The organism is Crossiella cryophila (assembly GCF_014204915.1).
Taxonomy (GTDB): domain Bacteria; phylum Actinomycetota; class Actinomycetes; order Mycobacteriales; family Pseudonocardiaceae; genus Crossiella; species Crossiella cryophila.
Window position 1 is genome coordinate 9,888,523 of the sequence record NZ_JACHMH010000001.1, and the last position, 12,291, is coordinate 9,900,813.

Below are 12,291 nucleotides of genomic sequence, written 5' to 3' on the forward strand. Positions count from 1 at the left end.
TCCGGCTGCTGCCCCAGTCTAGGCCGATCACCAGGCCGGGGTCAGCGGCCGAAGGAGGCCGGGTGGCCGTGGAAGAGGTAGATCATCCACAGGCCGGCCAGCAGGGCGAGCAAGGCGGGTAACGGGAACCACGCCCAGCCGAACCAGCCGGTGCGCAGGCTGGCGCGGACCAGCAGCACCGCGAGCACCGCGGCGGTCAGCGCGCCCAGTGCCCACAGGTAGGCCCGCGCCGGGGCAGGCGCGGCCGAGGCCACCAGCAACCCCAGCGCGATCGCGTTGAGGATCCAGTAGCCGGACCGCAGCAGCCCGCGGCTCACCCGAGTTCGAGCGCCGTGGCCACCGCGGCCGGGTCCACCGGGAGGGCTTCCACCTCGGTCATCCCCAGCAACGCGGTGTCCGGGTCCTTGAGTCCGTGGCCGGTGACCGTGCACACCACCACCGAACCCTTCGGCAGCCGTCCGTCCTCCGCCGTGGTCAGCAGGCCGGCCACGCTGGAGGCCGAGGCGGGTTCCACGAACACGCCCTCGCGGGCGGCCAGCAGCCGGTAGGCGGCCAGGATCTGCTCGTCGGACAGCGCGTGGAAGAGGCCATCGGACTCATCCCGCGCGGTGACCGCGCCGGTCCAGGAGGCCGGGCTGCCGATCCGGATGGCGGTGGCGATGGTCTCCGGGTTGGGCACCGGGTGACCCAGCACCAGCGGCGCCGCGCCCTCGGCCTGGAAGCCGAACATGCGCGGGGTCGCCGGCACCACGCCGTCGGCGGCGTACTCCCGGTAGCCCTTCCAGTACCCGGTGATGTTGCCCGCGTTGCCCACCGGCAGGCAGTGCACGTCAGGGGCGCGGCCGAGCACGTCGCACACCTCGAAGGCGGCCGACTTCTGGCCCTCGATGCGCACCTGGTTGACCGAGTTCACCAGGTAGACCGGGTGCGCGGAGGCGGTCTTGCGGGCCAGTTCGAGGCAGTCGTCGAAGTTGCCGTCGACCTGCAGGATGCGCGCGCCGTAGGCCACCGCCTGGGCCAGCTTGCCCAGCGCGATCTTGCCCTTGGGCACCAGCACTGCGCTGGTCAGCCCGGCCCTGGCGGCATAGGCCGCGGCCGAGGCCGAGGTATTGCCGGTGGAGGCGCAGATGACCGCCTTGCTGCCCTCGGCCTTGGCGTAGGTCATGGCCACGGTCATGCCGCGGTCCTTGAACGAGCCGGTCGGGTTGACGCCCTCGATCTTGAGGTAGACCTGGCAGCCGGTCAGCTCGGACAGGTGCGCCGCGGGCAGCAGCGGGGTGCCGCCCTCGTGCAGGGTGATGATCTCCGCGCCCTCCGGCACGGCGATCCGGTCCCGGTAGGCGTTGATGATCCCCGGCCAGCCGGGGCGCACCGAGGCGTCGGTGACGAGCGCGGTCACAGTTGCTCACCTTCCACCCGCATCACGGCCGCCACCTCGCGCACGATCGGCAGCCCGGCGATCTTGTCCACAGTGGAGCGCAGCGCCTCGTCCGGCGCCATGTGCGTGACCACGACCAGGCTGGCGGCCTTGCTCTCGCCCTCGCGGCCCTCCTGGCGGACCGCGGCGATGCTGACGCCGTGCTCGGCGAACATCGCGGCCACCTGGGTGAGCACACCCGGCTGGTCGTCCACGTCCAGGCTGATGTGGTAGGCCGTGAGCGTCTCGCCCATCGGCCGCACCGGCAGGTCGGCGTAGGCGGACTCCCTCGGTCCACGCCCGCCGAGGACCTTGTTGCGGGCCACCGCGACCAGGTCGCCGAGCACCGCGCTCGCGGTGGGCGCGCCACCGGCGCCTGGCCCGTAGAACATGAGCTGACCGGCTGCCTCGGCCTCCACGTACACCGCGTTGAACGCGCCGTTGACGCTGGCCAGCTGGTGCGTGCGCGGGATCATCGCCGGGTGCACCCGCACCGAGACCGACTCGGTGCCGTCCTCGCCGAGCACCCGCTCGCAGATGGCCAGCAGCTTGACCGTGCGGCCGAGCAGGCTGGCCGCGGCGATGTCGGAGGCGGTGACCGAGGCGATGCCCTCGCGGTAGACATCCGAGGCGGTGACCCTGGTGTGGAAGGACAGCGAGGCCAGGATCGCGGCCTTGGCCGCGGCGTCGAAGCCGTCCACGTCCGCGGTCGGATCGGCCTCGGCGTAGCCCAGCCGGGAGGCCTCCTCCAGCGTTTCGCCGTAGCCGGAGCCGGTGGCGTCCATCGCGGAGAGGATGTAGTTGGTGGTGCCGTTGACGATGCCCATCACCCTGGTGATCCGGTCACCGGCCAGGGATTCGCGCAGCGGGCGCAGCAGCGGGATGGCCCCGGCCACCGCGGCCTCGAAGTAGAGGTCGGCGCCGGAGGCGTCCGCGGCGGCGAACAGCTCGCCGCCGTGCTCGGCCAGCAGCGCCTTGTTCGCGGTGACCACCGCCTTGCCCTCGCGCAGCGCGCTGGTGAGCAGGCCGCGGGCCGGGTCGATGCCGCCGATGACCTCGACGATGACATCGGCCTCGCCTGCCACCAGGGCGGCGGCGTCGGTGGTCAGCAGCTCCGCAGGCACGTCGGTGTGCTTGTGCGGGCGGCGGACCGCGATGCCCACCAGCTCCACCGGGGCGCCGATGCGCGCGGTGAGGTCGTCGGCCTGCTCACGCAGCAGCCGCACGACCTCCGTGCCGACGGTGCCGCAGCCCAGCAGCGCGACTTTGATCGGCTCTCCGCTGTTGGTCACAGCACCTCCAGGCGCAGCAGGTCGTCCTCGGTCTCCCGGCGCAGCACCAGCCGGTGCTCGCCGTCGCGCACGGCGACCACCGCGGGCCGGGGCAGCCGGTTGTAGCTGCTGGCCATCACGTAGCAGTAGGCCCCGGTCGCGGCCACCGCGACCAGGTCACCCGGGGCGATGTCCTCGGGCAGCCAGCAGTCTCGCACCACCACGTCGCCGGACTCGCAGTGCTTTCCCACCAACCGGGACAGCAGCGCGGCGGACTCGGTCTCCCGCGAGACCAGGCGGCAGTCGTAGACCGCGTCGTAGAGCGCGGTGCGGATGTTGTCGCTCATCCCGCCGTCCACGCTGACGTAACGGCGCCGGGAACCCCCGGTGACCGCGACGTCCTTGATGGTGCCGACCTCGTAGAGGGTCACCGTGCCCGGCCCGACGATGGCCCGGCCGGGCTCCACCGCGACCTTGGGCGTCGGCAGCCCGGACAGCTCGCACTCCCTGGCCACGATCGCGCGCAGCTGGTCGGCCAGCTTCGACGGCGGCGGCGGGTTGTCCTCCGGTGTGTAGGCGATGCCCAGGCCACCACCGAGGTCCACAATGGACAGTGCGGCCAGCGCGTCCGCGCCGTGCTCCTTGTGCAGTTCGGCGAGCAGCCCGATCACCCGGTGCGCGGCGATCTCGAAGCCGTCCGCCTCGAAGATCTGCGAGCCGATGTGGCTGTGCAGGCCGACCAGGCGCAGGCCCTCGGCGGCCAGCACCCGGCGGGCCGCCTCGGCGGCGTCGCCCGCGGCCAGCGAGAAGCCGAACTTCTGGTCCTCGTGCGCGGTGGCGATGAACTCGTGCGTGTGCGCCTCGACGCCCACGGTGACCCGGACCAGCACCGACTGGATGATGCCCGCCTCGCGGGCGATCTGGTCCAGCCGGGCGATCTCGTGGAAGGAGTCGACCACCACGGTGCCGACCCGGCCGTCCACCGCGGCCTGCAGCTCGGCAACGGACTTGTTGTTGCCGTGGAAGGTGATCCGCTCGCCGGGGAAGTCCGCGCGCTGCGCCACGGCCAGTTCGCCGCCGCTGCAGATGTCCAGGCTCAGCCCCTCCTGGGCCACCCAGCGGGCGATCTCCACGGACAGGAACGCCTTGGACGCGTAGTGCACCAGGGTCGGGTCGCCGAATGCCTCGGCGTGCTCGGCGCAGCGCGCGCGGAAGTCCGCCTCGTCCATCACGAACAGCGGCGTGCCATAGGTCTCGGCCAGCTCGCGCACGTCGACCCCGGCCAGCCGCACGACCCCGTCGGGACCGCGTTCGGCGCCCCGGGGCCACACGGACTCGTGCAGCTCACCGAGTTCAGCCACGGTGGACGGCCGGGGACCGGCCGTCGCGGGAACAATGACGTCAGCGTGCCGAGGACCGGCGGGGTGTGCCCTCACGGTCGCTAATCCTCACACACTGCCCGCGCGGCCGTCCGTCGGCATAGACGCTGGTCACATCCGCTCGGGTGCGCTCACCCCGAGCAGACCGAGTCCGTTGGCCAGCACCTGGCGGGTGGCCGCGCACAGCAGCAGCCGGGCGGAGTTGAGCGGACCGGCCTCCTCATCGCCCTGCGGCAGCACCCGGCAGTTGTCGTAGAACTTGTGGTAGGCCCCGGCCAGCTCCTCGAGGTAGCGCGCCACCCGGTGCGGTTCGCGCAGCTCAGCGGCTGAGGCGAGCACCTTCGGGAAGTCGCCGATGGTGCGGATCAGCTTGCCTTCCTTCTCGTGCTCGAGCAGCCCGAGCAGCTCGGAGCTGATCTCGGCCGCGGCGGGCACCGTGATGCCCAGCTCGGCGGCGTTGCGCAGCAGCGAGGACAGCCGGGCGTGCGCGTACTGGACGTAGAACACCGGGTTCTCGCTGGTGCTCTTGGTCCACAGGTCCAGGTCGATGTCCAGGGTGGAGTCCACCGAGGAGCGGATCAGCGCGTACCGGGCCGAGTCCACGCCGATGGCCTCGACCAGGTCGTCCAGGGTGATCACGTTGCCCGCGCGCTTGGCCATCCGGACCGGCACGCCGTCCTTGAGCAGGTTGACGATCTGGCCGATGAGCACCTCGACGCAGTTCGGGTCGTCGCCGAAGGCGGCCGCGGCCGCGCGCAACCGGCCGATGTAGCCGTGGTGGTCCGCGCCGAGCAGGTAGATGCACAGGTCGAAGCCGCGGGAGCGCTTGTTCCGCAGGTAGGCGATGTCCGCGGCGATGTAGGCGGCCTCGCCGTTGCCCTTCATGACGACGCGGTCCTTGTCGTCGCCGTAGTCGGTGGAGCGCAGCCACCAGGCGCCGGCCTCCTTGTACAGGTGGCCGGACTCCTTGAGCGCGTCCAGCGTGGTCTGCACCTCGCCGGAGGCGTGCAGCGACTTCTCGCTGAAGTAGACGTCGAACTCGGTGTGGAACTCGTGCAGGGTCTGCCGGATCGAGGCCAGCATCAGCTCGACGCCCAGGTCGCGGAAGCGGGCCTCCCGCTCGGCCTCGGGCAGCGCGAGCACCTCGGGCTCGCGCTTGAGGATCTCCGCGGCGACGTCGGTGATGTACTCGCCCGCGTAGCCGTTCTCCGGGGTCGGCTCACCCTTGGCCGCGGCCACCAGCGAGGCGGTCAGCCTGCCGATCTGGGCGCCGGCGTCATTGATGTAGAACTCGCGGGTGACCTGGCCACCGGCGGCCAGCAGCACCCTGGCCAGCGCGTCGCCGACCGCGGCCCAGCGGGCGTGACCCAGGTGCATCGGGCCGGTCGGGTTGGCCGAGACGAACTCCAGGTTGATCTTCTGCCCGGTCAGCGCGGTGCCGTGGCCGTAGCCCTCGCCCGCGACCAGGACCTCCTTGACCAGCTGCCCCTGCGCGTCGGCGGCCAGGCGCAGGTTCACGAAACCGGGGCCGGCGATCTCCGCGGCCGAGATGCCCTCCTGGGCGGCCAGCGCCTTGGCCAGGTCCTCGGCCAGCTCACGCGGGGCCACACCCAGCTTCTTGCCGATCTGCAGGGCCAGGTTGGTGGCGTAGTCGCCGTGCTCGGGGTTTCGGGGTCGCTCGACCGTGACCGCCGCGGGCAGCACCGCGGTGTCCAGCCCGCGCGTGGTGAGCACGTCGAGGGCGACGGAACGAACCAGGTCAGCCAAGGCAGCAGGAGTCACGCGAGGTAGTCTATTCGCGCCCGGATACCCGTTCGACCTTGTATCGAAGCGGTTGAGTTTCCGGCAGTAATGCTCTGTGATCGAGCGAGCACCTGAAGCTTCCCCCAAAGAGCTGACTCGCACCTGACAGCCGATCCTTACACTGACGCGCGGTAACCCGTACGGCATGCAGACAGGGGCCGGGCAGACATGGTCAGCGGTAAGAGCAGCAAGAACGCGCGAGCGGGCAACCGGGTGCCGATCGCGATGAGCAAGCCCAAGCCTTGGGGCACGATCGCGGCTGTGCTCGCGGTGCTGGTCTTCGCGGGTGGTGTGTTCGGCTACGCCTACGTGCAGAACTCCGAGCAGGCGGACAAGCGGGCGGCGCTGGCTGAGTACACGCCGTCGGAGACGAACAAGGACCCCTCGGAGAAGATCCAGGGCGTCGTCAAGCAGAACTACGAGGCGGGCAAGCACGTCTCGGGCGCGCAGCGGGTGGCCTACGACCACTACCCGCCCATCGGCGGACCGCACGACGAGGTGTGGGCGACCTGCACCGGCGTGGTGTACCCGAACCCGGTGCGCAACGAGAACATGGTCCACTCGATGGAGCACGGCGCGGTCTGGATCGCCTACCACCCTGACCAGATCAAGGGCGCCGACCTGGACAAGCTGAAGGTGCGCGCGCAGGGCCAGCAGTTCACCATGCTGTCCCCGTACCCGGGCCTGGACAAGCCGATCTCGCTGCAGGCCTGGGGCCGTCAGCTCAAGCTGGACAGCGTGGACGACCCGAGGGTGGACCAGTTCATCTCGGCGTTGCGGCGTAACCAGTTCACCTACCCGGAGGTCGGCGCGACCTGCGCGACCAACGCCTTCGACCCGGACAACGCGCCGCCGTTCGTCGCGGAGAAGCCGGGCCCGGACGCGGTGCCGATGGACGGTGGCACCAAGGCTCCTGACGAGAAGACCGGCGGCCAGCCGGGTGGGCAGCCTGGCGGTCAGCCGGGTGGACAGCCTGGCGGCCAGCCCGGTGGTCAGCAGGGCCAGCCGGGTGGGCAGCCCAGCGGGCAGCAGAACCCGCCGCCCGGTGGCTGAGTCAGAGCCCCGGATCGTGGACGAGGCGGACCCGGGGGAGACCGAAGAGGTCGCCCCCCGGGCTCCGTCCCCCGCGATGCGGATCCTGGTGGCCACCGCGGCCGTGCTGGCGATCCTGATGCTCGGCGCGGCCGGTGGCCTGTTGATCAACCTGCCGAGCCAGACCACGGACAGCTCGGTGCCCGCGCTGGACTCGCCGGACACCGGCTTCGCCCAGGACATGGCAGTGCACCACCTGCAGGCCGTGGAGATGGCCGCGATGGTGCGCGATCGCAGCTCGGACAAGCTGATCAGGGAACTGGCCTTCGACATCGAGAGCACCCAGCTCGAACAGGTCGGCCGGATGAAGGGCTGGCTGGCGCTGTGGGGGCACCCCGAGCAGTCGCCCAGCGGCAAGTACATGGAGTGGATGAAGGACGCGCCTGCCGGGCACGGGCACAAGCCGGTGCAGCCCGGTCAGTCGCCCGGGATCTACACCATGCCGGGCATGGCCACCCAGGAGGACCTGTCCAAGCTGCGCAGGCTCAACGGCGTGGAGTTCGAGGTGTACTTCCTCCAGCTCATGCGGCGGCACCACATCGGCGGCGCGGAGATGGCCAACTACGGCCGCAAGAACGCCAAGCTCGCGGTGGTGCGCAACCTGGCGGAGAACATCCTCAAGGCCCAGCACTCCGAGCTGGACGTGCTGGACCTGCGCCTGGTCGAGCGCAACGCGGAGCCACTGCCGCCGAACTGACCGCTCGGCAAGGACCACCCGAGCGGCGACCTGCGCGCATTACCCGCCGGTAGTACCGTCGGGTAATCCGACGGCAGGGGGTCAGCGATGACCGCAGTGGATCCAGCCCGCACGACCGAGCGCGAGGCCCGTCAGGTAGCGGAGCAGGCGCGCGAGACGCAGTGGCGCAAACCCAGCTTCGGCAAGGAGCTGTTCCTCGGGCGGCTACGCCTGGAACTGATCCACCCGCATCCGCAGGGCGATGAGCTGACCCGCCGCCGCGGTGAGGAGTTCCTCACCCGGCTGCGGGCCTTCTGCGCCAGCGAGATCGACGGCGCCCGGATCGAGCGCGAGGCGAAGATCCCGGACGAGGTCTTCGACGGGCTGCGCCGGATCGGCGCGCTGGGCATGAAGATCGACCCGGAGTACGGCGGGCTCGGGCTGTCCCAGGTCTACTACAACAAGGCGCTGATGCTGGTCGGCTCGGTCAGCCCGGCCATCGGCGCGCTGTTGTCCGCGCACCAGTCGATCGGGGTGCCGCAGCCGCTCAAGCAGTTCGGCACGCCGGAGCAGAAGCGCAAGTACCTGCCGCGCTGCGCGAGCACCGACATCACCGCCTTCCTGCTCACCGAACCGGATGTGGGCAGCGACCCGGCCCGGCTGGCCACCACGGCCACCCCGACCGAGGACGGCGGCTACCTGCTCGACGGCGTGAAGTTGTGGACCACCAACGGTGTTGTCGCCGATCTGCTGGTGGTGATGGCCCGGGTGCCCAAGTCCGAGGGACGGCGCGGCGGGATCACCGCGTTCGTGGTGGAGGGCAACGCCGAGGGCGTCACCGTTGAGCGGCGCAACGCGTTCATGGGGTTGCGCGGGCTGGAGAACGGGGTCACCCGGTTCCACCAGGTCAAGGTGCCTGCCGAGGATCGGATCGGCGAGGAGGGGCAGGGTCTCAAGATCGCCCTGACCACGCTGAACACCGGCAGGCTCTCGCTGCCCGCGATGTGCGCCGGCGCGGCCAAGTGGTGCCTGAAGATCGCTCGGGAGTGGGCGGCGGAGCGGGTGCAGTGGGGCCGTCCGGTCGGCGAGCACGAGGCGGTGTCGAGCAAGATCGCCTTCATCGCGGCCACCGCGTTCGCGCTGGAGGCGGTGCTGGACCTGTCCAGCGAGATGGCCGATGAGGAACGCAACGACATCCGGATCGAGGCCGCGCTGGCCAAGCTGTACGGGTCGGAGCTGGCCTGGCTGGTCGCGGACGAGCTGGTGCAGATCCGCGGCGGCCGCGGCTACGAGACGGCCGAGTCGCTGGCCGCCCGCGGCGAACGCGGCGTGCCTGCCGAACAGATCCTGCGCGACCTGCGGATCAACCGGATCTTCGAGGGCTCCACCGAGATCATGCACCTGCTGATCGCCCGCGAGGCGGTGGACGCGCACCTGTCGGTGGCAGGCGACATCATCGACCCGGACGCCGACACCGGCCGCAAGGTCAAGGCCGCGGCCAGGGCCGGGGCGTTCTACGCGAAGTGGCTGCCCACGCTGACCGTGGGCAAGGGCCAGCTGCCCGGCGGCTTCACCGAGTTCGGCCCGCTGGCCACGCACCTGCGGTTCGTGGAACGGGCCAGCCGGAAGTTGGCCAGGCAGACCTTCTACGCGATGTCCCGCTGGCAGGGGAAGATGGAGCGCAAGCAGGTCTTCCTCGGCCGGATCGTGGACATCGGCGCGGAACTGTTCGCCATCAGCGCCACCTGTGTGCGCGCCCAGTGGCTGGACACCCCCGCCGCCCGCGACCTGGCCGACGCCTTCAGCCGCCAGGCCAGGGTGCGGGTCGACGAGCTGTTCACCCGCCTGTGGACCAACACCGACGACTCCGACTCCCGCCTGGCCCGCCAGATCCTCGCCGGCGACCACACCTGGCTGGAGGAGGGCATCCTCGACCCCTCCCTACCCGGCGCCTGGATCGCCGACGCGACCCCAGGCCCGTCCGAGTCCAAAAACGTCCACCGCCACCCCGGCCAAACCTGACCCCGCACTGCCCGGCCCCGGCTATCCAGCCGGGGCCGGGCACGGCGAGCCAGAAGCCGCCCGGCGTGTTGGCCGTTGTGGGACGGTGTGTTGGCCGAACTGGGCGGTGTGTTGGCCGTTCTCGTACGCCACGTTGGCCGATCCGGGACCTGGGTGGGCAACTCCCGCGCCTCAGGCTGGGTCACCCTCGCCCTCCGCCGCCGCCCCGCACCGCACCGCCCAGCTCCGGGCCGGGCCGGGCCGGGCCAACCACGCTCCGACCCGCCTCGCCCCGATCCGTCCTAAGCCGCGCCGCACCACGCCGCACCACGCTGCGCCGCACCGGCGGATGGGCACCAAGCGGCAGGCCAGCCCACTCCAGCTCCCGCCCCTCCCCCACAGGCATCCCACCCCAGCCAACCCACCGTCCCAGAACAGCCAACACGGCGTACCAGAACGGCCAACACGGCGTACCAGAACGGCCAACACGGCGTACGAGAACGGCCAACACGCGGGGGTGGGTTGACAGGGGGGACGTGGCGTCGTTTTATAACGGTGTCATGTAACACTGTCATGGAACGGGTGGCGGGATGCAGGGGTTGCAGTTGTCGGCGGCTGGTCAGTACGTCGGTGGGGTGATGTTGTTGAGCATCGTCACCATTGAGTTCGGGGGGTGGTTTCTGACCAGGGTGGTTACCGGGCGAGTGCCCATGACGGAGTTCCAGCGGGGGTTCGCCAGGGCTGGGCACGCGCATGCGGGGGTGCTGGTCAGCCTGGGGTTGCTGGGGTTGTTGTTCGCTGAGGCGACTGGGTTGTCCGGGGTGCTGGGGTGGGTGGCCCGGTTGGGCACGCCGGTGGGGGCGATCTTGATTTCGGCGGGGTTCTTCTTCTCCTCCATGGGTGCGGGGCGTACTCGGCCCAACCGGTTGATATCGCTGGTCTGGGTGGGGGCGGTGGCGCTGGCCGCGGGGGTGGTGACACTGGGTGTCGGGTTGTTGATCTCGGCTCCGGCCGCCTGATCGGGCTGTCGGGGCGATCCTCTAGCGTCGGCGGCATGACCGAGTCCCCCCGCCTCGCCCCCGGCGACCCCGCCCCCGAGTTCACCCTGCCCGACGCCGATGAGAAGCCCGTGTCACTGTCGGACTTCCGTGGACAGCACGTGATCGTCTACTTCTACCCGGCCGCCGGCACCCCCGGCTGCAGCAAGCAGTCCTGCGATTTCCGGGACAACCTGGCCGAACTGAACGAGGCCGGCTACACCGTGCTCGGCATCTCCCCTGACAAGCCCGCGAAGCTGGCCAAGGTCAGGGACGAGCAGGAGCTGACCTTCCCGCTGCTGTCCGATCCGGACCGCTCGGTGCTGGCCGCCTGGGGCGCCTTCGGCGAGAAGATGATGTACGGCAAGACCGTCACGGGCGTGATCCGCTCGACCTTCGTGGTCGACCCGGACGGCAAGATCGCCACCGCCCAGTACAACGTGCGCGCCACCGGACACGTGGCCAAGCTCCGCAAGGATCTGCGCGTCTGAGCCAAAACTGAAGATCTTCCCCGCGGTGCAACCTGATCCACACGGCCTGGCCTACGCCGAACCCAGCTCGAAAGTTGCCTGAGCACTGAGCCAACTTCGTTGTGGGGCAACGGCGTAGACCACTCGTGAGGAACTCCGTGGTGGCGATGGCCAGCGTGTTCGTGGTGTGCGCGGCCGGCCTGCTCTCCATCCACCTGCTCAGCGGACCCGGTCAGGCCGGTCCGCCGTCGCCGACCACCCAGGTCGAGGTGACCAGCGCCGGGCTGCCGCCCAGTGCCGCCGACGAGCCCGCGCCGACCTCCGTGGTCGCCCCGGACCCGGACAAACCCAAGGGCGACAAGCGACCCCCCGCCGACCTGGGCAGCGCGGTGGCCAGGGCGGTGCGGGCGGGCGGCAGTGCCTCCGGGGTCGGTGTGCTGGTGCTGGACACCGGCAACTGGCGGGAGCTGGCCGCCGCCGACGCGGACCGGCAGTTCCGGTCGGCCTCGCTGGTGAAGCTGCTGATCGCGATCGACGCCATGCAGTCCGGGGTGTCCAGCAACTCCGAACTGCGCACCATGCTCGCGGCCAGCCACGACGGGATCGCCAACCAGCTCTGGGTGGAGACCGGCGGCAACGCCATGGTGCAGCGGCAGGCCAGGAAGATCGGGCTGAGCAGGACCGCGCCGCCGCTGGACCCGATGCACTGGGGCGACACCAAGGTCACCGCGCGGGACATGGGCAAGGTGTACCGGCACGTGCTCACCGAGCTGCCCAAAACCCAGCGGGAGGTGATCGTCGGCGCGCTGGCCGCGGCGCCGAAGCTGGCCGCGGACGGGTTCGACCAGCACTTCGGCATCCCCTACGGACTGCCCGAGGTGCAGTGGGCGATCAAGCAGGGCTGGGCGCAGGGCCGGGCCGGGGTCGACCTGCACACCAGCGGGCTGCTGGCCGAGCGGTCCAGGGTGGTGGTGCTGCTGAGCACGCACGCGCCGGGCACCGGGTACTCGCGCGCGGCCAAGTCGCTGACCGCGGGCGCGGCTGAGCTGGGTGGCCTGTTCTGAATCGACCACTTTTCCGGTTCTGCTAGCCTTGAGGTATTCACAGGACCAACTGACAGGGTGATATACCGTGCGTGGCGCATT

11 protein-coding genes are annotated in these 12,291 nt (G+C 70.7%); 6 read left to right on the forward strand and 5 right to left on the reverse strand.

The window, feature by feature from the left end; all coding sequences use genetic code 11:
* Positions 1-41: 41 nt before the first annotated feature.
* From HNR67_RS42565 to argS, 5 genes are read right to left on the reverse strand one after another with little or no spacing between them, the layout of a single operon-like run.
* Complete coding sequence (locus HNR67_RS42565) at positions 42-317, reverse strand: hypothetical protein (RefSeq protein ID WP_185009596.1); 276 nt, start codon at positions 315-317, stop codon at positions 42-44.
* On the reverse strand, positions 314-1,399 hold the full coding sequence (gene thrC / locus HNR67_RS42570; RefSeq protein ID WP_185009598.1) for a threonine synthase: 1,086 nt from the start codon (positions 1,397-1,399) through the stop codon (positions 314-316). Before thrC ends, HNR67_RS42565 begins: the two co-directional genes overlap by 4 nt.
* Positions 1,396-2,709, reverse strand: a complete 1,314-nt coding sequence (locus tag HNR67_RS42575; protein ID WP_185009601.1) for a homoserine dehydrogenase — start codon at positions 2,707-2,709, stop codon at positions 1,396-1,398. The genes thrC and HNR67_RS42575 overlap by 4 nt, the downstream gene beginning before the upstream one ends.
* Positions 2,706-4,124 carry a diaminopimelate decarboxylase gene (gene lysA, locus HNR67_RS42580; RefSeq protein ID WP_185009603.1) on the reverse strand — a complete coding sequence of 473 codons (1,419 nt, stop codon included), beginning with the start codon at positions 4,122-4,124 and terminating at the stop codon, positions 2,706-2,708. Before lysA ends, HNR67_RS42575 begins: the two co-directional genes overlap by 4 nt.
* 54 nt (positions 4,125-4,178) lie before the next feature.
* Positions 4,179-5,849: an arginine--tRNA ligase gene (gene argS, locus HNR67_RS42585; protein WP_185009605.1), complete on the reverse strand. Its 1,671-nt coding sequence runs from the start codon at positions 5,847-5,849 to the stop codon at positions 4,179-4,181.
* Between the two features lie 189 nt (positions 5,850-6,038).
* On the opposite strand from argS, the gene HNR67_RS42590 reads away from it, so the two are divergent.
* The 6 genes from HNR67_RS42590 (at position 6,039) to HNR67_RS42615 (ending at position 12,210) form a co-directional block, all read left to right on the forward strand.
* The gene (locus tag HNR67_RS42590) at positions 6,039-6,923 is read left to right on the forward strand and encodes a DUF3105 domain-containing protein (protein ID WP_185009607.1); all 885 of its coding nucleotides are present in this window, start codon (positions 6,039-6,041) and stop codon (positions 6,921-6,923) included.
* Positions 6,916-7,659, forward strand: coding sequence for a DUF305 domain-containing protein (locus HNR67_RS42595; RefSeq protein WP_312989396.1), 744 nt, complete (start codon positions 6,916-6,918; stop codon positions 7,657-7,659). Before HNR67_RS42590 ends, HNR67_RS42595 begins: the two co-directional genes overlap by 8 nt.
* A gap of 87 nt (positions 7,660-7,746) precedes the next feature.
* Entirely contained in the window at positions 7,747-9,660 is a 1,914-nt protein-coding gene (locus HNR67_RS42600; RefSeq protein WP_185009609.1) for an acyl-CoA dehydrogenase family protein, read from the forward strand.
* Between the two features lie 569 nt (positions 9,661-10,229).
* The gene (locus HNR67_RS42605) at positions 10,230-10,658 is read left to right on the forward strand and encodes a hypothetical protein (protein WP_185009611.1); all 429 of its coding nucleotides are present in this window, start codon (positions 10,230-10,232) and stop codon (positions 10,656-10,658) included.
* A gap of 35 nt (positions 10,659-10,693) precedes the next feature.
* Complete coding sequence (gene bcp / locus HNR67_RS42610) at positions 10,694-11,167, forward strand: thioredoxin-dependent thiol peroxidase (RefSeq protein ID WP_185009613.1); 474 nt, start codon at positions 10,694-10,696, stop codon at positions 11,165-11,167.
* Between the two features lie 125 nt (positions 11,168-11,292).
* A complete protein-coding gene (locus HNR67_RS42615; RefSeq protein WP_185009615.1) occupies positions 11,293-12,210 on the forward strand; it encodes a hypothetical protein in 918 nt (305 codons plus the stop codon).
* The last annotated feature ends 81 nt before the right edge of the window (positions 12,211-12,291 follow it).